The sequence below is a fragment of the Paenibacillus tritici genome, from assembly GCF_013204885.1.
Lineage (GTDB): Bacteria > Bacillota > Bacilli > Paenibacillales > Paenibacillaceae > Paenibacillus_AQ > Paenibacillus_AQ tritici.
The window spans coordinates 410,783-434,465 of sequence record NZ_JABMKX010000003.1; the positions used below are offsets into that span (position 1 = coordinate 410,783).

The 23,683-nt window shown below is 54.8% G+C and carries 20 protein-coding genes; 8 read left to right on the forward strand and 12 right to left on the reverse strand.

What is annotated here, in order from left to right:
• Nucleotides 1-317: 317 nt before the first annotated feature.
• Genes HQN87_RS07255 through HQN87_RS07275 form a run of 5 tightly spaced genes read right to left on the reverse strand, consistent with a single transcriptional unit; the run spans nucleotide 318 to nucleotide 5,250 of the window.
• Nucleotides 318-1,343, reverse strand: coding sequence for a Gfo/Idh/MocA family protein (locus tag HQN87_RS07255; RefSeq protein ID WP_173129908.1), 1,026 nt, complete (start codon nucleotides 1,341-1,343; stop codon nucleotides 318-320).
• On the reverse strand, nucleotides 1,340-2,533 hold the full coding sequence (locus HQN87_RS07260; protein ID WP_173129910.1) for a radical SAM/SPASM domain-containing protein: 1,194 nt from the start codon (nucleotides 2,531-2,533) through the stop codon (nucleotides 1,340-1,342). Before HQN87_RS07260 ends, HQN87_RS07255 begins: the two co-directional genes overlap by 4 nt.
• Entirely contained in the window at nucleotides 2,533-3,654 is a 1,122-nt protein-coding gene (locus HQN87_RS07265; RefSeq protein WP_173129913.1) for a UDP-glucuronosyltransferase, read from the reverse strand. The genes HQN87_RS07260 and HQN87_RS07265 overlap by 1 nt, the downstream gene beginning before the upstream one ends.
• 16 nt (nucleotides 3,655-3,670) lie before the next feature.
• Entirely contained in the window at nucleotides 3,671-5,011 is a 1,341-nt protein-coding gene (locus HQN87_RS07270; protein ID WP_173129916.1) for an ATP-grasp domain-containing protein, read from the reverse strand.
• Entirely contained in the window at nucleotides 5,008-5,250 is a 243-nt protein-coding gene (locus tag HQN87_RS07275; protein WP_173129918.1) for an acyl carrier protein, read from the reverse strand. The genes HQN87_RS07270 and HQN87_RS07275 overlap by 4 nt, the downstream gene beginning before the upstream one ends.
• A 156-nt stretch (nucleotides 5,251-5,406) precedes the next feature.
• On the opposite strand from HQN87_RS07275, the gene HQN87_RS07280 reads away from it, so the two are divergent.
• Both HQN87_RS07280 and HQN87_RS07285 read left to right on the forward strand, forming a co-directional pair.
• Nucleotides 5,407-6,327 (forward strand): AraC family transcriptional regulator, encoded by a 921-nt coding sequence (locus HQN87_RS07280; RefSeq protein ID WP_173129922.1) that lies wholly within the window; start codon nucleotides 5,407-5,409, stop codon nucleotides 6,325-6,327.
• Nucleotides 6,305-7,282 (forward strand): hypothetical protein, encoded by a 978-nt coding sequence (locus HQN87_RS07285; protein ID WP_173129925.1) that lies wholly within the window; start codon nucleotides 6,305-6,307, stop codon nucleotides 7,280-7,282. The genes HQN87_RS07280 and HQN87_RS07285 overlap by 23 nt, the downstream gene beginning before the upstream one ends.
• A gap of 483 nt (nucleotides 7,283-7,765) precedes the next feature.
• On the opposite strand, the gene HQN87_RS07290 is transcribed toward HQN87_RS07285, so the two are convergent.
• Complete coding sequence (locus HQN87_RS07290) at nucleotides 7,766-8,413, reverse strand: FusB/FusC family EF-G-binding protein (RefSeq protein ID WP_173129929.1); 648 nt, start codon at nucleotides 8,411-8,413, stop codon at nucleotides 7,766-7,768.
• Nucleotides 8,414-8,790: 377 nt separating this feature from the next.
• Here HQN87_RS07290 and HQN87_RS07295 point away from each other — a divergent pair, with 377 nt between their 5' ends.
• Both HQN87_RS07295 and HQN87_RS07300 read left to right on the forward strand, forming a co-directional pair.
• On the forward strand, nucleotides 8,791-9,384 hold the full coding sequence (locus HQN87_RS07295) for an RNA polymerase sigma factor (protein ID WP_173129932.1): 594 nt from the start codon (nucleotides 8,791-8,793) through the stop codon (nucleotides 9,382-9,384).
• Entirely contained in the window at nucleotides 9,341-10,279 is a 939-nt protein-coding gene (locus HQN87_RS07300) for a hypothetical protein (protein WP_173129934.1), read from the forward strand. Before HQN87_RS07295 ends, HQN87_RS07300 begins: the two co-directional genes overlap by 44 nt.
• A gap of 95 nt (nucleotides 10,280-10,374) precedes the next feature.
• Here the strand turns inward: HQN87_RS07300 and HQN87_RS07305 are convergent, their stop codons facing one another.
• From HQN87_RS07305 to HQN87_RS07320, 4 genes are read right to left on the reverse strand one after another with little or no spacing between them, the layout of a single operon-like run.
• Nucleotides 10,375-12,246, reverse strand: a complete 1,872-nt coding sequence (locus HQN87_RS07305) for a DUF2264 domain-containing protein (protein ID WP_173129936.1) — start codon at nucleotides 12,244-12,246, stop codon at nucleotides 10,375-10,377.
• 7 nt (nucleotides 12,247-12,253) lie between these two features.
• The gene (locus HQN87_RS07310; RefSeq protein WP_173129938.1) at nucleotides 12,254-13,390 is read right to left on the reverse strand and encodes a glycoside hydrolase family protein; all 1,137 of its coding nucleotides are present in this window, start codon (nucleotides 13,388-13,390) and stop codon (nucleotides 12,254-12,256) included.
• A gap of 43 nt (nucleotides 13,391-13,433) precedes the next feature.
• Nucleotides 13,434-15,245, reverse strand: coding sequence for a heparinase II/III family protein (locus HQN87_RS07315; RefSeq protein ID WP_173129940.1), 1,812 nt, complete (start codon nucleotides 15,243-15,245; stop codon nucleotides 13,434-13,436).
• Nucleotides 15,246-15,260: 15 nt separating this feature from the next.
• Nucleotides 15,261-16,403 carry a DUF2264 domain-containing protein gene (locus tag HQN87_RS07320; RefSeq protein WP_173129942.1) on the reverse strand — a complete coding sequence of 381 codons (1,143 nt, stop codon included), beginning with the start codon at nucleotides 16,401-16,403 and terminating at the stop codon, nucleotides 15,261-15,263.
• Between the two features lie 126 nt (nucleotides 16,404-16,529).
• Between HQN87_RS07320 and HQN87_RS07325 the strand changes: the two genes are divergently transcribed.
• Nucleotides 16,530-17,360, forward strand: coding sequence for a helix-turn-helix domain-containing protein (locus tag HQN87_RS07325; RefSeq protein WP_173129945.1), 831 nt, complete (start codon nucleotides 16,530-16,532; stop codon nucleotides 17,358-17,360).
• Nucleotides 17,361-17,619: 259 nt separating this feature from the next.
• Here HQN87_RS07325 and HQN87_RS07330 read toward each other — a convergent pair whose 3' ends face one another.
• Entirely contained in the window at nucleotides 17,620-18,387 is a 768-nt protein-coding gene (locus tag HQN87_RS07330) for a response regulator transcription factor (protein WP_173129947.1), read from the reverse strand.
• 16 nt (nucleotides 18,388-18,403) lie between these two features.
• Nucleotides 18,404-20,188, reverse strand: coding sequence for a cache domain-containing sensor histidine kinase (locus HQN87_RS07335; RefSeq protein ID WP_254075387.1), 1,785 nt, complete (start codon nucleotides 20,186-20,188; stop codon nucleotides 18,404-18,406).
• A 192-nt stretch (nucleotides 20,189-20,380) separates the two neighbouring features.
• On the opposite strand from HQN87_RS07335, the gene HQN87_RS07340 reads away from it, so the two are divergent.
• The 3 genes from HQN87_RS07340 to HQN87_RS07350 all read left to right on the forward strand — a co-directional run bounded on the left by HQN87_RS07340 (nucleotide 20,381) and on the right by HQN87_RS07350 (nucleotide 23,511).
• The gene (locus tag HQN87_RS07340) at nucleotides 20,381-21,724 is read left to right on the forward strand and encodes an ABC transporter substrate-binding protein (RefSeq protein ID WP_173129951.1); all 1,344 of its coding nucleotides are present in this window, start codon (nucleotides 20,381-20,383) and stop codon (nucleotides 21,722-21,724) included.
• A gap of 84 nt (nucleotides 21,725-21,808) precedes the next feature.
• Complete coding sequence (locus tag HQN87_RS07345; protein ID WP_036731615.1) at nucleotides 21,809-22,681, forward strand: carbohydrate ABC transporter permease; 873 nt, start codon at nucleotides 21,809-21,811, stop codon at nucleotides 22,679-22,681.
• Nucleotides 22,681-23,511, forward strand: coding sequence for a carbohydrate ABC transporter permease (locus tag HQN87_RS07350; RefSeq protein WP_036698703.1), 831 nt, complete (start codon nucleotides 22,681-22,683; stop codon nucleotides 23,509-23,511). Before HQN87_RS07345 ends, HQN87_RS07350 begins: the two co-directional genes overlap by 1 nt.
• Nucleotides 23,512-23,683: the final 172 nt, after the last annotated feature.

A 23,683-nucleotide genomic window follows, 5' to 3' on the forward strand; every position in this document is an offset into this window, starting at 1 on the left:
GACTTTCGGCCGCTGTTGTTTCCAGATTTCTTGATTTATGCCGCTGTTATGCGGTGGAAATCCGGAAACTGATGATGCTTCCGAAGTGAGCTTTCCTGCGGAAAGCTTTCAGGCGGTCGCTAACGCTCCTACAGTTCCAAAATCTCCTCCGCTGCTCCCTCCTTTATCTGAAGATTTATAGATCAACCTATATTTCACTACAGTAGGACACCCGTGCGGGGAATTGCACGGGTGTTCTTTAATCATACAGCCATAATAAAACAGCGAACCTCCAATGAAGGGAAGTCGCTGTTTTTACATTTTGACCCTTTGACCTCTTAGAGATAATTGGCTTCATAGACCCGTTGCTGCCGCGCCTCAGCCAGGATCAGGGCTTGCAGGCGCACCCTTTCCCAAGAAGCTTCCAGGTTGTCCGCCCGTTGCCCGCTCATCATCTCCGCAAATGCTTCAAGCTGGCTCACATAATAGTTCATCGGCTCGAATTCGCACAGGGTGCTTCGGTTGTCCGGGAGATCGTGCCGGATTTTGATTTTGTAGAAGCCTTTGACCGGCCGGAAGAAATCCGGGACTGTCAGGACTGTCTGATCGAAATACAGCGTATGACATGCCCGGAAAGGCAGCTCGAAGGAAGTGAGGCACTCGGCCTTCAGGCCGTTCTCATAGTCCAGCGCCGCCTGAAAGGTCCAATCGCAGCCATCCGGGCCATCGAAAGCCGACTGCGCCCTAATCCTGCTGGGCTGGAGCCCGGCAAGGGTCTGCACGAATTGCAGCCAATAACAGCCCAGATCGGCAAAAGCCCCTCCGCCCTTAGCCTGCACACTGCGGTAATTCCCGGCATGTCTGTTCTTCGCGGGTACAGAGATTCTTGTACTGATCCGGTGTAGAGCGCCGAATTCTCCCGAGTCCACGATGGATTTCAGCGCCTGCTGCCAAGGGTGGAAGGCAATCATCAGACCTTCGGCGAGCTTCAGATCAGCATAGCTTTGCTTCACCAGCCGTAACCGCTCCGCTTCTTCAGGATGCAGGCACATCGGCTTCTCCACCAATACATGCTTCCCCGCCTGCAACGCCCGGATGGCCCATTCTGCATGAAGCTCATTGCTGAGTGCAATATATACGCCATCCAGATCGCCAAGCCCTAGCAGTTCATCCAGACTGCCTGCCACATAAGGAATCTGGTAAGCTTCCGCCATTGCTGCCGCTTTATAAGCGGTCCGGTTGGCGATTGCGGTAATGCTGATCTTCTTGACAGCCCGCGCAGGCTCCAGCATGGCAGGTACGGCAATGTTCGAGGCACCCAGGATACCTAGCTTGTAGACAGGCTGTTCCCCTTCAGTCTTCATACATGTGTCAGCGCAGCATAGGTGTTCAGATACAGCACATTGCATTTGGAGCAGGCCGGTGACAGCCCTTCATCCAGAATCCGCCGCAGCCTGTCGTAGCGCGCAGAGTTCCATATTTCTGTCAGCGAGTACTCCTTCACATTACCAATGGCCAGCTCGCCAAAAAATTTGCAGGCACTCACCATGCCATTCGGTGCAATATCCACCCGGGTGCTGAGTGCGAGACATTTGGACGTACTGCGGGATTTCATCGGCTTACCGGCTACAAAATCCTCGATTTCATCAAAATCAAGCCCCGGCTGGTAACGAATCCGGGTATTATGCCAGGTGTTGCTGTTGATCCGTCTCAGGTCTTCGGTCAGCCTGGAGATGTTCTCCGGCTTGATGTGGTATTTGAAGGCATGCCAGCTGCTCCGGTGATCCGGCGGAAGCTCCGCCAGCCACTGAAAGTGCTCATCGTAGAAGCGGTCCATCGCAAAACTCGTTTCCTCAGAGATATACCACGGGAAGCAGAGCAGGACCAGATCCACACCCTTTTGTTCAAAAAACTCCACCAGCTCATACAACCGCCCAATCATGTTGTCATTAATCACATTGTGCACCGAGATCCGGCCGCGGAAGCGGCCTTGCTCGCGCAGCTCCAGCAGCCGTTCAACACTCTTGACCACCTTATTAAAGGACCCTTTGCCGCGCAGGAAATCATGCTCCTCCTCGAACCCTTCAATGGGGATCAGCAGCTCCAGATTATCGGAGATGGCGCACAGCTCCTCTTCAAACTTAGGAATCATATAGGCATTGGTGCAGATCGTGGTATCCCGGGGATGCTCCCTCAGCAGCTCCAGAATCTCCTTGGCATTCCGGTGGAACAGCGGCTCGCCCCCCCACAAGTACAGACGGGACTGGGCTTCATCTGTCTCCTCCAGCAGCCGCTGAATCATACCCAGATCCATATCCAGGTTCTGCTCGTCGGCGTCCATATCATGATGGTAGCCGGATTCATTCCACTGATAGCAATGCTTGCAGCGGAGATTACAGCGGTTGGTCAGCTTCAGGGACATAATCTCCGGCATGACAGTTTTGAAGCCGGGGTCCAGCTTGCGCTCTCTGTGCGGAACTACGACGTTCTTAATGGTACGCTTCAAGGCCTCGAAGGACTTGGCATCAAGGTTCACTTTACTGGTTGGCTGCATTAGCGTCTCCCTTCCGCTGCGGATAATAGCTCCGCATAACTTGACGTATAATCCGGATATTGGCCTCTGGCCGACCGGAGGTTGTCCGACAGCTTGCGCAATTCATCATAATCATAGCCGCTCCCGGCCCAATCCCCGTAACGGATGCCGTAACCAAGCTCCACCCACAGATCACTGTTGATCTTCTCATGCGGGCCAAAGGGGTCCAGCAGCACCAGCGGGGTACCCGAAGCAAGTGAATCAATCAGTGCGCCGCCTCCCGGCTTGCTGATCACGGCGGATGCCTGCCGGATCACTCCGTACATCCCGTCCTGATAGTTACGGCTGGGCGGGAAGCTCCCTGCCCCGGTGCCGGTCACCTCGGCAAAAGGCGGGAAGGTGTACTTCCCGTTACTGTCACGTTGCCAGGTCCGCCACTGCGGGTCATTCATATAATAACGCCGCCCGCGGACGGCCTGCCCAATCTCCTGAACGCTGTAAGCGGCGATGTCCAGTTCATAGCCTGCCGACTCCAGGGCATCGAACTTCTCGCGGAAGGTTCCGATACCCCAGCCTCCGCCATGAACCACCAGCCTCCCGTTCCTGGCCGCAGCGGGCAGCGGTTCCGCAGGCTCGGCATCAATGCTGTACAGGATCTCACGTGCCGCGGGATCATACATGCTCACTTCACGGTAGCCTTCCGCGTAACCGGGGTTCAGCTTGCGCAGATTCTTCCAGGATGGCGACAGGTCGGCATCAATATACAGCAAATCCGCATACACAGGCATCCCGGCAATCTCGCGGTACCTGTCCATCACATGGACCCAGTGCCCGGACAATACGATGAAATGCTGTCTTTGCTCCTGCTTCCATTGCCGGAACAAGCGTTCAACGGCGGCGGGATCCAGGCTGCTGCGGATATCGGAGGGTATTTTCTGTGAGGTCAAGGCTACGGCAAAGCTCTGCTGGTACGCTTTGCGGTTGTCGTCCGTCCGCTTTTTTTTGCTGTCAGGCATTAGGCTCTCAAAGACTTCAATCTCCGCCTGGATGCCAAGGGCTGTGAATTTCCGTTCCATCAGCAGGCCGGGGACATAGAAGCCCAGTCCAAACCCGGAGCATAGAATAGTCACGGTGTTATTCATGGGAGGGTTCCTTTCTTTATCGCAGTATTGTGTAACCGGTGCGCAAAAGAGATTCATCCAGCGTGCGGGTGAGCCAACGTTTGCTGTCCTCATTCCGGTAGGCGAGTGCTGCATACAGCTTGCCCTTAGTGGAACCGGTAGCGCGGGAGGGGTCAAGCGGCTGGAGTGCCGATGAGGTCAAGGGAATCACCCCTTCGCCCTGGTCCAGTGTAAATAAGCTGCCGTTCTCCTCCATCCGCTGCAGCAGTTCCGCATAATGAACCTTGCCCATAGCGGCCAGGGGTACCTGTACCAGACAGGTGTACATCCCCTCCTGCTTCAGACGGCGGTCCACATGATGCTTAATCAGGCTCATCGACTTGCGGGCATTGATCTCTACCAGCGGCTCCAGGCTTCCGTCGCGCAGCACCATGGAGTCTACGCACACATCACCGTAATAACCGTCGGCATACAGCTCGCGTCCTATGCTGTGCATGGTCTCCCAGTATCCTTCCCGGTCCAGCTTCTCAAGCAGAGACGGCCCGGGAGAATGGGACTCCCCGAAGGCAAAGCCCTGGTTCACCAGTTGCTGAACGGACAATATGGAGATCCGGCCTTCGGAGTCAATATGAAATTGGCAGGAGAAGTCTGTCTCCCGGTCCAGCAGGGGCTCGAGGACAAACCGGATTCTTTTCCCCTGGTTCCGGCTGGACTCCAGATACCCGGCCATTCTCCGCAGCATCCGCTCAGAGTCTACGAGCTGATTGCCTTTGCCGGATACCCCGTACTCGTCCTTGATCAGAAAGGCCCCCTTCTCAAGCAGCGCTGCTCCCGATTGCAGCAGCTCCTCCATACTACGGACCACATGAGCAATATTCGGCAGCTGCAGCCTGTCCCGCATGGCCGCAGAGTAGGTTTTGGTGTTGACTGCGCGTACAGTCTCTTCATCCGGGAGAACGGGCAGAAGCTTGTACCGCCTTACGGCCTCATACGTTCCGGGAAGCACAGCAAAGGGTTCAAGCAGCGATCCTGGCGGAATTAACCCGCTTAGCTCCGGTCCAGGGTTCAACCTGCCCAGCAGTTCAAATACATTCAGTTCGTCCAGTCCTGTACCGGGTTCCTCTGCTCCCAGGGTCATTGGATGGAGATTGGTCCGGAAAGAGTAGCCAAGCGATTGCAGATAGTCATATTGAGCCTGGTCCATCCCATGGCGGGTTAGAAGAATATCGCCGTTTCCGCAGAAGGCAAACAGCATTTCATCCATGGCCTGTACGATCCCCAGTGCCTTCGCATCAGGAATGGCCGGCAGGGAAGCCAGGTCCTCCTCCCGCCAGTACCGTTCCGATTCCAGACTGCCGCAGTGCACAGCGTTCTTCATTGTACGGCAAGCCCGGCCACATAAGCCGAGAACCGGTCAACGGATTTCAAATGTTCAAGATCAAAGGTATCGAAATCTACTTCTACATTGAATTCGTCCTCGACTCTCAGAATAAAATTGATGATTTGCAGCGAATCAAGTGCGGCGTCCAGCGTCAGATCGGAAGCTCCGCTCAGCGTCTGAAGCAGGCCCGGCTCCTCCTTGATTTCTGCGATAATCTCAATGACCTTCTGCTGCATGTGAATACCCCTTTCAGTAGGCATAATTGGAATGAATAAGATGAATATACCAAATCCCTAACTGTTAATATATGGTTGAATGCGCCAAAATATTGAGATATACTAGGATGGGTTCCAGGTACACACCCTGAGGAAGCAGGAAACGGAGGTTTGTTTATGGAAGTTTTTCCGGTATTTACTGGGGAATATCTATTTGACTCCTGTTCGCCAGTACAAATGCTCCTGACTCACCAAACGGTCACTTCCGTACGTCATCAGCATGATTTCGTAGAGCTGGCCTATGTGGTTCAAGGGAAAGGGATTCATCTGGCGGGTGAGGATAAAATGCAGGTGATGCAGGGGGATATGCTCGTGATACCTCCCGGCGTTTCGCATGTCTTTCACCCGCAGGATCTGAGCGGGACAGAGCCGCTGCTCATCCTCAATTGTATGCTCAGGCCGGAGCTTGGCAGGATGCTCAGCGAGCTGGCCGGGCCATTCTCTGAAGAGGATCATTTGCCGCTACTGAAGCTGCTGGAGGTGAAGCAGTGGTTCGGATACAGGGAGAAAAACAAGGAGCTGTCCTTCCTGCTCCGCCGTATGCAGGGGATGCAGAACAATAACACGCTTCAGGATCAGCAGCAGCTATACCCGCTGCTGCGGCAGCTGGCGAAGCTCATTATGCCCGCAGCGGCCGTTCCTTTCGTTCAGCGGCCCGGGCTGGACTACGATCCGCTGCATGATGTCATCCTCTATATGATCACGAATTACAGCGAGAAGATCACGCTGAATGAGATGAGCCAGCAGATCGCGGTGAGCTCCCGCCAATTTCAGCGGTTACTCAAGAATAAGACCGGCCGGTCCTACATCCAGATTCTCCAGGAGATCCGGATGAAATACAGCTGCATTCTGCTGCTGTTCACGGAGCTTGGGGTACAGTCTATTGCCCTTGAGGTCGGAATTTACGACATGAAATATTTCTACCGGCTCTTCCGTGAATATAGCGGGATGACTCCCGCTTGTTACCGAAACCGGTTGCATCATCACTATGTGTCAGCGAAGGAGATGATGAGCAGTGTTGAACATTGCTCCCGTTAAGAGTACTCCTTACCCCACCCTGCGCAGTTGTATTGATGACTGTATCCAGTCTGTAGCGCTATGGAAGGGACGGGACAGCAAGTGTATGTACGGCAATGCCTGGCAGATGTCCCTGGAGAAGCAGCAGTTCCCGGATCAGCCGCTGATTGAGCGGATACGCCTGCCGCGGATCAGTACAGATTACCTGTCTGCCTACCACGGCCTTACGTTCAGTTATATCGAGCGGGAGGGGCCGGCGTTGGAGAAGAGCTATATGCTTGATCTGCTTGAGAGCCGGTTAGCTTCGGGAATGCCGGTTCTGGTCGGCTTCGATTCCTATGACTGCCCCTGGTGCGTGGCCTTCCGCAGGCTGCATACCAGCCATGCCTGTCTTGCCGTGGGTCTGGACCGGCCCGGCAATATCATCTACCTGACGGATGCCTACTACGGCAAAACACTTGAAGCCGTGGATTTCGATATCCTTGAGCAAGCCTGTCACTTCTATGCCTTATTCGAGCCTGGGGAGCCTTCGCATACCTGCACAGATTGGCAGACCACACTTCAGGGAATGCTGAACAGCCCGGCTAATGAGATGCTGCCGGATCAGGTTGGCGTCAACCTTAGAGCTTATGCCAATGCCTATCTGGAGACAGGGATCGCCTCCGATGGTTCGGCTGAAGCCAGTTCTAACTTCAAGATCTACGCCAATGCCCTGCCGATCAGCAGAATCCGGTTCAGCCAGTTCCTGGAGCTGCTTCACCGCGAGGCCGGTGCGCCCGCGCTCTCCCGGGCTGCTGAGGGCTACCAGCATGCAGGAGAGCAATGGGATCTGGTCAATCAATTCATCATCATGGTGATGTGTTCCGGCAATAAGCCCGCGGCGCGGGTGAAGATTCATCGAAGAATGTGTGAGATCATCAACCAGGAGGAGCAGCTTCTGGAGGAGCTGCTCCAGTTGACGATGCAGGTAAGCTAGATAAGACGCACTTAAGTCTTGAACTTGAGGCTTCGTCGTCACTGCGGTGAACATTTGGACTTCCGGCCGCTGCCCGTCCCCAGATTTCTTGATTTATTCCGCTCTTCGCGGTGGAAATCCGGGAACAAAGGCGGTCGCTACCGCTCCTACAGTTCCAAATTCCCCCTCCGCTTCTTTTGCTTTTTGTTTATTTCTTTTGTGCTTCTTATATAGATGCCATATCTAAGTGGAAATTGTACATCTAATTTCGCACCATTGGCGCAATTCTAATAAGCAGTTGGAAAAATGTAGCTTAATCGCTCCCATTCTAGCTAAATCCCTAAGGTTCGGCGGATTAAGTGTACTTTTTCCAACTGCTTCCTCACATTACTCTTATTCAGCAGAATTAAGTGCCTTTTTTCCAACTCTGTCCGTCCTCCCCTATACGCCTACACAAAAAAAAATAGAGCAGCAGTCCACCAAAAGGTGAACCGCTGCTCTATCCTATTTGCGCACCGAAAGTACGAACTTCTCCAGCGCACTTATATCCGTAATACTCTGATTACAGCCGTGATTATCCATACATACGTATTGGCCCACCGAAGCATAATTATCTGCCGCAGCAATCTCCGGTTTGATCTTGACCGTCAGGAAGGCAAGCTCCTGCTGGCGGTTGCAGAACAGGCAATACCCTTTCTTGTGCGTCGGTATCAGTCTGCCTTCTACACCAATGAACTGACCTTCGTACGGGTAGACGATGAACAGCTTGTTCGTGGATATATCGACCCAGGCCAGATACGTCACATAGCGAAAATCAATCGACTGCAGATCAGGTAGCTTCATCTTCTTATTCTTGGGAAACAGCTTCTGAATCTGCTTCAGGGTAATCGGCGGAAACGGCTCCAGATAAGGCTCCAGCCCGCTCGTATACTGCTGGAAATCCTCAGCCTTCTCGAAGGAAGAGATGGCTCTCAGCATGTGCTCCTGATCGGTGGTCAGGGAAGCAAAGGCCCCCGTCACTTTCAACTCAGCACTGTATCTCACGGTCTCCAGGACCCGGCGGTCCGCTACAGAACGCAGTGTTTTCAGAACAAAATCCGCTTGCTTCTTAATGTAATTATATTGATGGTTTCTAATAAATGTTGGTTGCACAGCTCTTCAGCCCCTTATTTGTATTGATCAAACCAAGTAAGGTGCAGAGCCTGCGATTAGAAACGATAAAATCAGTTTGGGCGATCAAGATCTTCCTGCCGCACCCCACGCAAAGTATCGCCCCGGATCAGGCTCTGCATGAGGACTTCCTAGCTAATGAGCAATTCGTTGCCATCAGTGTAACCCCCTATCAACGTACATGCCAAAATTATAGCAGGAAATCCGGCAAGGGACAATTGATAATCCAGCCGCCTTACGTCTCACAGGCATGGGGTTTTGTTAGGCTGTATTTTCAGCTATAATTTTTGAGGTCTTTCTGAAAACATGTCACATTCCTGCCTCATCATCCGTTGTACAGATTGAAAGGGGGAGAAATCTTGGAGGATGAAACTATACATCATACTATTCGTGAGGTGCTGGACGGCAATCTCGATAAGTTCGAGCGTATCCTGCTTCACTATCAGAAGCGGCTGATTCTCTACTGTTATCATATGCTCGGCTCTTATCCCGAAGCGGAAGACGGCGCCCAAGAGGTCTTTCTCAAAGCTTACCGCTCTTTGTCCGCTTACCGGCCTGATGTGCCGTTCACAGCCTGGCTGTACAAGATCGCTTACCATCACTGTATTGATGTGATCCGCAGACGGAAGCTGAGCAAGGCGCTTAGCCTTTTCTATCAGGATGAGCGGGAGTACCGGCCGGTGGATCAGCAGATCGAGGCCAAGTTCCCGGATGAGAAGGTTCAGCGGGCCATGGCGATGTTATCGGCTGAAGAACGCAGCTTGTTGATCCTGAGAAGTGTCGAGGAGCTGAGCTATCAGGACATCAGCCTGATGCTCCATCAGAGCAGCACACGACTTAGGAAAAAGTATGAGCGGAGCGCCAAGAAATTCCGCAAATATTATACTGAGGCAAAAGGAGAGGATTATTATGCCGTCTTACAAAGACACGGAGCTGAAAGAAATCCTTCTTAAGGAAGACCTTGGAGATGTCGATCTGAGCGGCCGCGTGATGAAACAGCTGTATGCCGAACAACATAAAAAGGAGCGTTTTTTCATGAAATATAAAGTTGGAATACTGGTTATTACAGGTATGCTGCTGACCGCATCCTCCGGGTTCGCTGCGGTTCACTACCAGAGCTTAAGCAATAAGAAGGGAGAGATTACTCTACAGGTTAAGCCTGCCGCAGAATTCAAGGAGGTTCAGGCGGAGGATATCCGGCGGCTTGATTACAGCAGGGAATTAGGGGAAGAACTGCTTGAAGAGGGCACCGCAGCCATCTTCTATGTCCTGCCCCATAACCCAGACGGAGTGACGGATACCCGGTTCAAGCCTGTCCGCTACACAGACCTGGCGTCACTCCAAGCCAAGCTGTCAGGACAATCTGTGACGGTTGCAGAGCGGCTTGGCGACGGATATTCCTTCCATAGTGCTTCAGTTCATTTCGAGCCGGTCAATCTGGTCCATCCCCCTGCCCCTGAGGAAGCCGCCGCTACAGCGGACAGACTACGCAAGCAGGCTGAGCAGTCCGGCAAGGATTATGCCATGCTGCCGGTGGGACTGTCAGACCGTCTGCTTAGTCTGACTGCCGCTTACCGGAAGGGTAACCAGGAAGTCACTCTACACATTAGCAGAACCAACGGCCCGGTTACACAATACATGGACGAACAAGTTGATTTCACCTCAGAGAAGCTGGACGTTAAGGGAGTAGAGATGCTCTTCACCAAGTACAGAGGCGGCAATAATCTGACATGGACAGCCGGAATTCCGGGCAGCCGGGAGATGCTCCATTATCAGCTCGACGAGATGAGCGGCCAGGATTACACCAAAGATGAGCTGGTCCGGCTGGCAGAAACGTTATTGAAGTGAGCCTTGTAGAGGATAAGGGCGTAACCCTGTAACCCCTCCGGCTGGCATAAGAATGGCTGCATCCTCCCTATTGCGGGAGATGCAGCCCTTCTTCTCTATTGCAAGGGAATAATAACTTCTGCCCCGCCGGTCGTAAGAACCTTAATCTTATCCTCGTCCAAAGTAACGTTCAGCAAAGACAGCGGGTCATGCTCCAGGATATTTCCCGGCAGTTCCGTTAGCTGAGCGGAAGGAACAGGGACAGCCGAAGGATCGCCGTATATCGCTGAGACCAGCCAATGAATTCCCGGCTCCAGGGAGGCGGTCAATGTCGGCAATACCGTCCGGGGGCGAAGCAGATTCGTATTGGCATTCGGCCAGATCAGCTCTGCCCGCATATAGCCGGTTAACCCCCGGATACCGCTCGTTCCCCACGCCGTTGCCGCCGCCGCACCCGATCCGCTGAGCTGCTGCGCAAGCCCGGTCTCCTGTCCCAGGGCGAATCCGCCCTCCGCGGCATCCAGCGCCCGGCCTGTCTCGATCCGGTGTACCCGGATATGCCAAGGCAGACCCGCCACTACCCATGTTCGCACCTCTACGTCCGCCCAAGGCTTCCAGACGGACCGCAGGAGATTGTCCAATATCTCCGATTCCAGGTTCCGGCGCCGTACACGGTAGAGATGCTCCCCCGCTTCGCTAAGCGCAAGCATGGAATCGAAGGCCCCCTGCGACAATCCCCATTCCGCACGGGGCACACTGAATCCGAAGCCCGTGGAATAGACGAATTTCTCGTATTTGGCCGAGGTATGGGTGTGCTCATTGGTTGACAGATGCCCGCTGTTGAAGGCTGCTGTATGACCGGAAGCAGGCTCCCGTACCAGGACCAGATGTGCGGGCTTCTGCACACTCACTGCCGGAATCTCCGGCAGCGGCAGCTCCTGCTCCCTCCAGAACGGATGCTCCGCACCGAGGGCCAGCGGCAGGAACGTCTTCAGCGCCCAGTAGGGTGAGCCGGGGGCATTGTAATTCTCCGCCATAACCAGATTCGGATATGTATAACCGATGGTCAGCACACCGGCGGCATCGAAGATCGGTTGACTGAACCACCAGCGCAGATTGCGCAGGATGATCCCTTTGACAGTGCCGGCGGAGAAGCCTTCGACCTCTGCATAGGCCAAGGCGCTCCAGAACGCCGACTGGGCGAACCGGTAGGCCAGGCTGCGGCCGTAAGGAAGCGCAGAGCCGTCCGGGGCGAACCAGGCCACGAATTCAGCGGCGAACAGCCGGGCCCGTTCTTTGAACTTCCGGGCCCGCTCCGGGTCCTCCTGCCCCATCAGCTTCGCATACAGCAGCGAATAATAATGGATGGCGAAGGGTCCGTAATAATCACAGTGTCCGTCCACACCGTCACTGTACCAGCCTTCACCCAGATAGAAGGCATCCATCCGCTCCAGGTTGCTCTCCAGTTGAACCTCATCATAGGGACGTCCTATCGTGCGGAACCCGACATTCACCAGCACGTTGAAGAACAGCCAGTTGCAGTCATAGCAGGGATGAGAATTGATCTGATTCAGCCAATTATACAGATGCTCCTGCTCCTGCGGGGCAAGCGGGGACCAGATCTGGTCCGGGATCGCTGCGAGCGCGAACCCGAAGGCTGCCATCTCCACCAGCCGCTGGTCGTAGTCCCGCACCTCTCCCCAATATTCTTCATGGCCGGGATCGGTGCCATGCCGGATACCGTCCAGCACTGTGGGCCAGAGCTCACTGTCCCCGCCTCCGCCCAGCAGCGGAATCAGCCCCCACAGCACCCGGGAGAATCCCTCCATTCCGGCAGTCGCTGCCGGATAACTTGCCCCTGTCCGGCCGATGTCAAGTCTTGCACCGCCCTTGCTGTACAGCGGACGCAGCGGGTCTGTAAGCTGTTCAAGCGCGGCCAGCAGATCCTCCCGGGTCTGTAGCGGATTGTCGCTTATCCTGGTCATCATAATCCCCCTACTCCCAGTAGAACGGGCCGGCTTCTTTGATCCGGGCCAGTGCTTCGACATAGAAGAAATCGCCGTAGATCAGCGGCACATCAATATTCCGGTTCTCCGGATAATTGCTCGTGCCGTGAAGCAGCAGCCCCTGTTCCTCTGCATCATCCCATGTTCCATAATTCCGGTAGAGGGATTCTGTAATTCTCAGCGCCCCATTCCGGTATACATGAGCCTCCGAGGCCTCCACCTGGCTGGCCATCAGCAGCAGACCGCTCGCCGCGCAGGAACCTGCCGAGGTATCACGGATCTCGCCAACCTCACCCGGAGCACGGAAATCCCAATGCGGAACCTGATCCTCCGGCAGACGGGTCAGGAAGAAATGCGCGACCTGCTTGGCCGCATGGAGGTAACTCCGCTTGCCCGTATGATGATAGGCCAGCGACAACCCGTAGAGTGCCCAAGCCGCGCCGCGCGACCAGGCCGACTCGGGTGCATAGCCTTGTCCGCCGCGCTTCTCCACCACTTCGCCCGTAACCGGGTTGAAATTGACAATGTGATAGACAGAGCCGTCCGGCCGGATGAAATGCTCCAGCACCGTATCCATATGCGCTTCGGCGATATGCCGGTAGCGCGGGTCTCCGGTGACTTCGGAAGCCCAGAACAGCAGGCTGGTGTTCATGCTGCAGTCGATAATGGCGACTCCGCTGTTGTCCTCGCCTTCTCTCCACGGATTCCAGGCCCGGATATAACGGCCTTTAAAATTGAAGCGGGCAGCCAGATAATTGGCAGCCTTAAGCGCCCGGACCCGCGATTGCTCTGCGCCGGTCAGCTTGTAGTTGGCTACGCTGGTCAGCAGCCACATGAAGCCCAGGTCGTGGTCCAGCTTCACGTATCCGTCCAGCACCTCGTCCAGCCGCTGCTCGCAGCGCTCGGCAATCGCCTTCAGGCTCTCGTCGCCGCTCCCGGCATAGAGCTGCCAGAGCATTCCCGGCCAGAAGCCGGCCGTCCACCAGCTCGGCGCCTCCAGTACATACTTGCCGCCTTGGCTCGCATGGGGGAACTCGGCCCCTATGCTCACACTGTTCCTTCTCGTCTTCTCCAGCGCCTTGCTCCAGGCCTCATCAACCCAGGCCTGCTGTGTGGTTCCGCTCATCTGAATCCCGCCTTTATCTGAATGATATACCCTGTATCGTCACTTATATAAATTGAAAAGTAAAAGCCAATACACCCACTGCCCCGGGCTGAAGCGCATGGAAGTCCAGACTATGCCACTGCGTCTCCCGGCCAAAATGATCCTTGTACGCATGTACCGTAATCTCCGGCTGCACGATCTGCGGATTATAAGCCACCAGAACGCCGCTGCCATCAGCTCCCGGCAGCAGCACGTTGCCCGGCTCCGCCAGCTCCGGTCTGCGCCAGGTGACAAACCGCTCCGTCCAGCCTGCCGGAGTCCCGGCATACCGGTAGGTGTCGGTCAACTCCAGACGCGGCAGCTCCTCCTTATGCCATACCAGCGAGCGGACCAGGGACTGCAGTCCGGCTACCGGATAGGCGCGCGCCAGCTCCAGCATCAGCTCATCCTTATCCGGTGCCGCAGCGGCATGAAGCACCTTGGAGCAGAACCCGCGGCCTGCCCCCTGGTACTGGCCGTCAATGACCGGGACCGAATGGCCCTGCGATCCGTTGCAGTCATACCCGTAACGGCCGGCTCCGAAATAGTCCGCCGTATACTCCCCGCTGCCCAGATCGGCGGCGAAGATCTCGCCCCGTCCGCTCAGAATGAATTGGCCCAGATCATTATGGTTATGCGGCTCGTCGTTGTGGCCGCCCTTGGCGGCGAAGCCGAAGGCGCCTGCTGTGGACACATGCCGCGATACCAGCCAGGCGGCATCGGGAAGATAGCTGCTGCCTGCCTCCCAAGTGATGTTCTCTTTACCCGCTCTTGTCCAGATCAGGTTGCGCAGAGCCGGGGCGAAGCGGCTGCAGTGATCCTCCGTGAACGGGGCGCGCAGCGCAGACGGAGGGCGCAGGACACCGGTATAGACCTCCGCCAGATAATGGGAGAGTCCTCTATGCACCCTAACCTGAGGCACCGAGTCGGAGAAATTGGCGACATAGCTGCCGTCGATGAAGCATTGCTGCTGGAAGCGGGCAATCTGTGCCACCTTTTCCTGCTTGAACCAGTCCAGTCTGCCACCGCTTCTCGCCCGCAGCAGATCGCTATAATAAGTGAAATAGCCAAACCCGTAATTCCAGTAGCCCAGCCCCTCCTGACAAGCCCCGTCCTCCCCGAAGCCCTGCAGATAATAATTCATGCTGCTCTCCGTCTTCAGCAGGATATCCGTCAGCCTGGCCGGGTCCTTCACAAGCAGCAGTGCTGCCGCCCCGATGGAGCCTGCGCAGACTGCGGCCCAATTGTGGGTCGAGGTCTCCCAGAAATACGGGCCATGCTCAAGGAACGGCTGGAAGATTCTGCGCTCCAGCTCACTGCGTATCCGGGAGCGGAGCAACGGCGGAAGACGTTCTCCGAGCAGCAGCGATATTTCACTTAAGGCAAAGCCCGTCTCGGAGGAGAACAGGTCAATATGCCGGTTAATCTCTGAGGCATCATGTTCTGCGGGCAGATGGGCGGGTACACACCAGGTATATTCATCGCATATCGCCCACAGCACATCGGCCAGCTTTTCCAGATGCTCCGTATTCTCCGGCTCCAGCAGACTTAAGAACACATAGGTATTCAGCCTTCTTCTCCGTTCAAAATAAGGACGTTCATACTCCAGCCTCGAACCTGTCCGCCCATACAGGGTAAATAGAGTGTACGTAAGCTGCGGTATGGGCTGCCCGTCCAGCCTCTGCGCCTCTGCGCGGATCTCGGCAAGGTCTGCCTGCAATATTTCCGAGGATAACGCCTGTGTCCAAAAAGCTTCCGAATCTCCCTGCGGATAATATAAGCTTAGATCTGCCGGTATCATGTCCTGTATGATGGCGGCTAGCTCCAGTTGATTCATAACTTCTTCTCCCTTCTATTCCAAAGCATGATCCCGCATCACATTCTCGCCGTCTGCGATGCTCAGCGCCGTCCATTTCATGTCTGCCCCCGACCAGAAGGGATCTGCCGGAGGCAGCCCCAGCGGCAGGAAGACAGCGGCGCACAAATAGAGACTGCCCGTGTTGATATAGCTCTCTGCCAGCTCCGGCTGGTAGCCGTAGATGCCTGGGCGCAGCCAGCCGTTCTCATCCAGCGTGCCCGGATACTCCATGATCCGGCGGATCACGGCGGTCAAAGCGCAGCGCACCTGTGCCGGAGGCAGCGTGTCTTCCAGGAAATGCTGGAGCGCCGCCTGGGACAGCAGTTGGAACGCACCGAAGCGGTAGACGATCGAACGCCCCAGGAATGGATACGTTCCATCCGGTGCGATACTCCGTTCCAGAACGGAGGCATACCTCTGCGCCCTGTCCATGACGAGTGGCTTGAGCAGAGCATACTGCTCTGTTTCCTGTTCAAAAAGAGCCAAGATATCCACCAGCATCGGCTGAATCACAAAGCTGTTGTAATAATCCCAGTGAAAATCCTTCCCGTCTCCGTATACGCCGTCGCCCTTGTACCAGTCCATGAACATATGGACGGCATACCCTACCCGCATCCGGTCATATTCCGGGTCGCCCAGCATATATAATGCCGCTTCCACCATCGCACTGAACAGCAGCCAGTTGCTGCCGCTTGGAGCAGTCCGGCGCGTCTCTTTCAGCGCCAGGATCAGATGGCCTCTGACCCGTTCGGACAGACGGGCTGTAACCGCTTTCGGCGCACGCACCAGGGCATGGGCCAGAAATGCCGCATCGACCAGCGGCTGGCCTTCCGTCTTGAACTCCATATAGTCAGGCGACTGCGGATCGACAGCCGCATCTATGGCTTCCAGCATCAGCCCGGCATAACGGACCCTAAGCTGTTCTTCTTCGCCCTCAAGCCCTTCAAGCTCCAGCCATGGAGCCATCCCGCAGGCCAGCCGTGCAAAAGCCTCCAGATGTGCAAACTGGCTCCGGTCACTGTGAAACTCCGTAGGAAGCAGTTCCTTCAATCTCCGCGCAGCCAGGGCTTCCAGGACCGGCCCCCCGATCTTCAGCATCGTATCCAGCCAGTAGGTACGCTGTTCCATCCCATCCATCTGCCATTCCACCCTTTCAGGTATTCTTCTTCTCTAGTGTATTGTGGTATTATTGCAATGTCTTTGCGAATAATGATGATTTATTGCGTATATTGTGATCAGCAAGTTAGGAAAGGGGCCACCCGGATGAAGCACGCCCGGTATTATCAATCGTTCGACGGGGATATTCTGGCAGGGATCGGCAATTCCCCGATCTCGCCGACGCGGGATTTCCATATCCATGACCACTATGAAATTTTCCTGTTTCTCGGCGGCAGCGTGAACGGATTCGTGGACCAGTACAGCTATCCGCTCCAGCGGGGCGACGTTCTTCTCTTCAACAACCATGAGATTCATAAAATCATCAACCGGTCCCCGGACCCCTACGAACGGCTCACGATTCACTTCAAAGCTCCGCTGGTCTACCCGTTCTGTACGGCGACGACCAATCTGCTCGCCTGCTTCCAGAACCGCCAGCCCGGCGAGAATAACCTGGCCCGGATGGAGGAGCCGCTGCTCTCGGAGTATACCGACCTGGCCCGCCTTCTGATTGCGGCCTTGGAGCATAAGCAGTATGGCAGTGAGGTGCTGGCCCTGACTTACCTGATTCAAATCCTGGTGCTGGTCAATGAGCTGTACAGCCGTACCCGTTCCGCCGTTCCCAGCATGATCTCTTCCCATATCCAATCCGCCATGAGCTATATTGATAACCACCTGCATCTGAACCTGTCGCTGGGGCACATCGCCGGAGAACTGAACCTGGATAAATACTATCTCAGCCATCTGTTCAAGCAGCAGACCGGCGGAACCGTCTACCGTTATGTCCTGCTCAAAAAAATCGCGTTATCCAAGCAGCTCCTGGCTGCCGGAAACTCCGTATCCGATACCTGTTACCTGTCCGGCTTCAATGATTATGCCAACTTCATCCGCACGTTCAAGAACATCACCGGCATCCCGCCCGGTAAATATGGAAAATAAAGACGGCACCGCCCCTATCAGCTGCGCTGCCGTCTATGCGTAAGAATTAATAATTTTGTTGTTGCGGGATTAGCCGTGACTCCAGAGAAGTTTTGGACTTCCGGCCGCTGTTGTATTAAAATTCCCTGATTTGAATCGCTCTTCGCGGTAGAAATCCTAATACAAAGGCGGTCGCTATCGCTCCTCCAGTTCCAAAATTCCCCTCCGCCACTTTTCCCTCGACTCAAATTTTTAAAATCGATCTTTATACCGGCTGCCGCTACCGCTCCCCTCCCTTATACTCTGTAGGGCTTACGCCGGTATATTCCTTGAACACCTTGGAGAAATAATGCTGGTCTCCGAAGGACAGCACCTCCGACAGCTCCTTCACCTTCAGCTCCGGCCGCTCAGCGATAAGCCGGCAGGCTTCGGCAATCTTCAGCTGCATCGTGTAATGCACGAAGGTCTGGTGCGAATATTTCTTGAAGATCCTGCTCACATAGGAGGGGCTTACATGGAACTTAAGCGCTACATCGGTAATCGAGAGCTGGGAGTACTTATGCTGCTGCAAGTACTGCTCGAGCTGCCCGAACAGCTCCTCGCCGCTCTTCTTCCGCTGCCGTAGCTCGGCAATCCCATCCGGCAGAGCCTCGGCACTGCCTTGCTGCTGCTGCTCCTGCAAATGGGCAACCAGCCGCTCCATTACTTCCGCAAGCTGCCCGCGCTCGACAGGCTTCAGCAGATAGTCGAACACCTGCAGGTTCAGCGCTTTGCGCGTATATTCAAAATCACTGTAGCCGCTGATCAGCACAGCCTTCAGTTTCGGATTCACCTGCCTGCACTGCCCGATCAGCGCAAGCCCGTCCAGCTTGGGCATACGGATATCGGTCAGCAGGATATCCACCGGATGCGTCTTGATATATTCCAGGGCCTCCAGCCCGTTCGATACAGTGGCTGCGATATGCACAGGCAGCTCCATAGACTGCATAAGGGCCTCAATATTCCGTAGAATCGGCTTGCTGTCTTCGGCAATAATAGCGGTATACATCGCTGTCCCTCCCGGTCTAGTAGAAGTCTTTGCTCATGGATGCGATAATCTGAACTGTGGCGCCCTGCCCCTCCCCGGAATGATTGTAGATGTTGAAGAACAGCCGGTTGGTGTACATCAGCTTCAGCCGGTTCACGGTGTTCACAATGCCCATATTGCCAATCCCCGAAGTATGATGCTGAAGCTCGTACACCCCTGAATCCGAGCCGTCGATTTTATCCAGAATCTCCTTGATCCGGCCCGGCTCGAAGCCCTCTCCGTTATCGCGGATTTCGATGGCCCACAAGCCGTTATACACCTTCACCCGCACCTGGATCTTCCATGGAGGGTCCGTATTCCTGAAGGCATGTTCAATACAGTTCTCCACGAACGGCTGGATGACCAGACGGGGCAGCTCAATCCGGTCATACACCCCGTCTTCGTCAATCTCCCACTCCAGATCGTCCTCGAAATTCTGCTGAATCAGGGACAAATAATGCCGGGTATGCTTCAGCTCCTCCGTCAACGTCACATGCTGATAAGGCGACGATACAATATAGCGCAGGCTGTCCGACAGGTGCTTGCACATGTCAGAGACGACCCCATTTTTACCTTCCTGGGCGGCAATGCTGATGAGGTACAGGACATTATGGATGAAATGGGGAGCAATCTGTGCTTGCAGGGCGGAATTCCGCGACTTCACTTCTTCATGCAGCGCAAGCTTTTCCCGTTCAATGGATTCCTGCAGCCGTTCAAGCAGCTCCTGAAACGCTCCATTCAATTGAATCAGCTCATTGTTGTGGGTCCGGGTATCCGCCCTCACATTCAGATTGCTATAGTTCACCCGCAGAATCTGGCTGCGCAGCTTACGGATGGGAAGCAGCAGGTTCTTCGTAGAGAAGTAGATGAAGATGAACGAGAACAGAATCAGCGCTGTAATGAGCAGAATGGAGATGTATTTGACAGAGTTGACCGGGCCGAGCACCACATTGCGGGGGTTCACCACATACGTAGTCCAGCCCGTTTCGGCAGACCGGTGATAGGCCACATAGTTCTGGCTGCTGCTTAGATAGATTCCGTTAGATGGTGCAGAGGCTGTGAATTCAGGGACTTTCTCTCCTTCCTGCAGCACAGGGGAGCTTGAGACCAGCCGCTGCTCCTGATCCATGATATACACCTTGCCGCCCGCAAGGCCCGCAGCCGCCCGGTTCAAATACCGCTGATCCAGCTGAACCGCCAGATAGCCGAACACCTGGCCGTTCTGGTTCATAATCGCCCGCACAAAAGAAATGGCATTCCCCGGGTGGCGGTACAGCGCGTAACCGCTTGCATTCCAGGTCGCCAGCTTGCCGCTGATCTCTAGGAATGGCCTAAGCGAAGCCGGGTTCCCGGCGGTTCCGATATAAGAGGCCACCCCGGCCCCTTTTAGGTCATAAATAATCATATCTTCAATGTTCAGACTCGGACCCAGCGCCTGGAACATAATATCCTTAAGCCTGCGGCTCCGGGTAAGGCCCTCCAGGGTCAGTTGCGAGTAATCGCCCTCGGACAGGAGTGTGAACACCTCTTTATTCGATAGAATCCGCTGGGACAACTGGTTCTGGTTATAGATATAGAGGTTCAGCTGATCGCTGACTTTGACGGCGGCCAGCTTCATTTCATTCTCTGTCTTGTCCTTCAGCGGCTGGATGACCATATAGTTCACATAGACCAGGAAGCAGCCCAGCACAATCAGCAGGAGCAGCATGAAGGTGAAGAAGAACTTCGTTTGCAGACTGGCCTGAACCCTGCCTCTGCCCAATTTGTTCAGTAGGTTAGCCAAGTTGAATCCTCCCTGAAGCGTTTGATGCTCCTTACTTTACAACCAAACAGGCAAACCGACAAGCGGCCGCGGAGTTCAGAATATTACACAGAAAGAGTCAAGTACAAACATGTACCTTACGCAATCCTCATTCTATAATCAAAAATGTAAACGGATTCAATCTACAGAAAATTTCATAACGGGGGCGATCACATGAATAGCAAACTGAAAAAAATCGCAACAGGCGTACTGGCCGGTGTAATGACCTTATCCCTGGCGGCGTGCGGGTCAGACAATTCAGGCTCCGGCAATGCCGCGGCTACCAACAGCGGCGGAAACGGAAACAGCGGCAGTGGCAGCAGCGGCGGCAAAAAGGTAACCATTGAGCTGGCCATCTCCAAAAGCTCGCAGGATTCGGCGTTTGTGGCCCAGGATGTACTGGATGAGTTCGAACAGAAAACCAATATCAAAGTGAATCTCCAGTTGCTTCCGGCAGAACAGACCGCCACCGTACTACAGACCAAGCTTGCTGTCGATGAGGTCCCTGACCTGATTCAATACAATCTCGCCAGTGCCACCACGGATCTTAACCTGGAGCGTAACTTCGAGATTCTCGACAATGAGCCGTGGGTAAGCCGGCTGCTGAACAAGGACGTTCTCTCCGCCTATGGTCATGTATACAGCTTCCACTACAGCCAGGATACAGGGATGCAGGGAGTGGTCTACAACAAGGATATCTTCAAGGAGCTGGGGCTGAGCATTCCGAAAACCTACGAGGAATTCCTGGCGGTGTGTGAGAAAATCAAGGCCAGCGGCGTTACACCGGTCTTCATGCCGTTCAAGGATAACTGGGCGGCGAATATCTGGCCGGCTGCCGCTTTTGCCGACTGGGCGGCCAAGAACGAACCTTCCCTGTTCGAGGACATCAATGCCGGCCGCAAGAAGTGGTCCGATGTTCCGGAATTCGCGACCTTCCTGGAGCAGCAATACGAGGTCTACAAGAAAGGCTACACCAACACTGACATCCTCAGCGACAGCTATGATATGGCCGTGGGCAAATTCCTGAACAAGGAAACCGCGATGATGTTCATGGGAGACTGGCTGATCGTGAACGTGGCGGAGAAAGATCCGAATGTGCATCTGGGCCTGTTCGCCATCCCTTCCTCTGACGATGCAAGTCTGGGCGCAAGCCCGCTGGGCGGCCAGTTGTTCATTCCGAAGAAAGCCAAGCATATGGATGAAGCGAAGAAATTCCTGGAATTCCTCGCCACCAAAGAAGTTGCACAGAAAATGGTTGACAGCCAGGCCTCCGTCTCCAACTTCAGCGATGTCACTACGCCGAAGCTTCCGGAATACAAGCAGGAGATTGTCGATCAATATATCACACCGAAGAAGACTACGCTGACTACCGATGCTTACATGATCGTAGACCGCAGCGAGCTGTACCGCCTGCTTCAGGATGAGTTCGCCGGCGGGCTGGACGCCAAGGGCGTGCTCAAGGCCTGGGATGAGAAATTCAGCCAGCTGATGAAGGACAAAGGCGTCGAAGGCTTTTAATTAGAGCGGATAACCATTACAACAGGCAGAATAAAGTCCGTCCGGGGCTTTATTCTGTTCCTGGCTATAGAGGAGTGTGAAGAGATGAAAGTATCCAAGAGACTATACTCGTATTACCTGATCTGGCCTGCGCTATTGATCTATTCTGTGTTTTTCGTGCTGCCTGCGCTAACCGGACTCTTCTATTCCTTCACCGACTGGCGGCTGGACCGGGAGAATATCCAGTTTATCGGCTGGGACAACTTTGAGCGTATTTTCACCGACAGAACCCTGCTGCTCGCCATCAAAAATACGGCCATCTTCGCCGTGGTCACCGTTATAGGCAAGAATCTGCTCGGGATCGCGCTGGCGGTCGGCTTGAACATGAAGCTAAAATCCAAAAATCTGCTGCGGGCTATTTTCTATTCTCCGTCAATCCTGAGCGTTTTGGTTATTAGCATTGTGTTCACACCCATGCTGCGCTCCGACGGAACGATTAACCGCATCTTCGAAGCTGTGGGTCTGCCTTCGCTGAGCCAGGCCTGGCTGACCAATCCGGCCCTTGTCATCTGGACCGTAGCCTTCGTGTCCATCTGGCAGCATACCGGCTTCCAAATGGCAATCTACCTGGCCGGACTCCAGTCGATCTCCAAAGAGTATTATGAAGCCGCCACCATTGACGGCGCCGGTTCCTGGCGCAGCTTCCGCAGCATCACGATTCCGCTGCTGCTCCCTGCGATCAACATCAATCTGATGCTTACTCTGATCGGCGGCCTTAAGGTGTTCTCCGAGGTATTCGTGCTCACCGGCGGGGGACCCGGCAATGCCTCCCAGGTGGTCGGTACAATCATCCTGCGCTCGTTCGGAGAGGGAAGCTGGGGGCTGGGCACAGCCGTCAACACCCTGCTGTTCGCTGCCGTAACGATCATTGCCATTCCCCTGCTGATCTTCATGCGGCGTAAGGAGGTATCGGAATAATGAGCTTTTCACGTAAAATGGCCTGGCGCAACTATGTAGTCGAAGGGCTGCTGATCCTCGCCTCCCTGCTGATTATCCTGCCCCTGCTGATTATGCTGTTCGGAAGCTTCATGACCAGCGCCGAGGTGCTGAAGTTCTCCCTGCGGCTCCCGGAGAAGTGGAACTTCTCCAACTATACAACGGTCTTCCGTGAAGGGGGACTGGGGCGCGCGTTCCTGAACGGGATGCTGATTACCGGCGTCTCTTCTATTCTGAATATCTTCACCTCGTCGGCGGCCTCCTTCATTCTCGTGCGCCGGGAGACCAAATGGTCGAATTTCCTGTACATGTTCTTCTTCATGGGCCTGATTGCGCCGATGTCCACGATTACAACGATCCGCGTTGTGCAGTGGATGGGCTTCTACGGCAGCATCACCAGCGTCATCCTGATCTATGCTTCGCTCAACACGGCGTTCAGCGTGTTCCTGTACAGCGGATTCATCCGCTCTATTCCCAAAGCGCTGGATGAGGTAGCTTTTCTGGAGGGTGCAAATACGTTCGATGTGTTCTTCAAAATTGTGACCCCGCTGATCGTTCCGGTCAACGCCACCGTAGCGATTATGGTCTTCATGTCCGTCTGGAACGACATTACCATTCCGCTCTACTTCCTGACCGACAGCTCGGACTGGACGATGCCGCTGTCGGTGTACAATTTCTACGGCAAGTACAGCCGGGACTGGAACCTGATCTTCGCCGATCTGGTGCTGACCTCGCTGCCTGTGCTGATCCTGTACATCTTCTGCCAAAAGTACATTGTTAGCGGACTTACTGCGGGGGCGGTGAAGGGGTAACCTCTGCCTTTTTGTGGCTTTCTTGGACGAATGGATTATTCGGGCCGGAGCATCAAGACATAACATACAGCAGACAACCTGATGCGGCCTCCGGACATAACCGGCGCGCCTGCCCATCCGGTTGTCTGTCCGCCGGGCCCGGCGAGTCCATGAGTTAGAAGCACATGAAAGG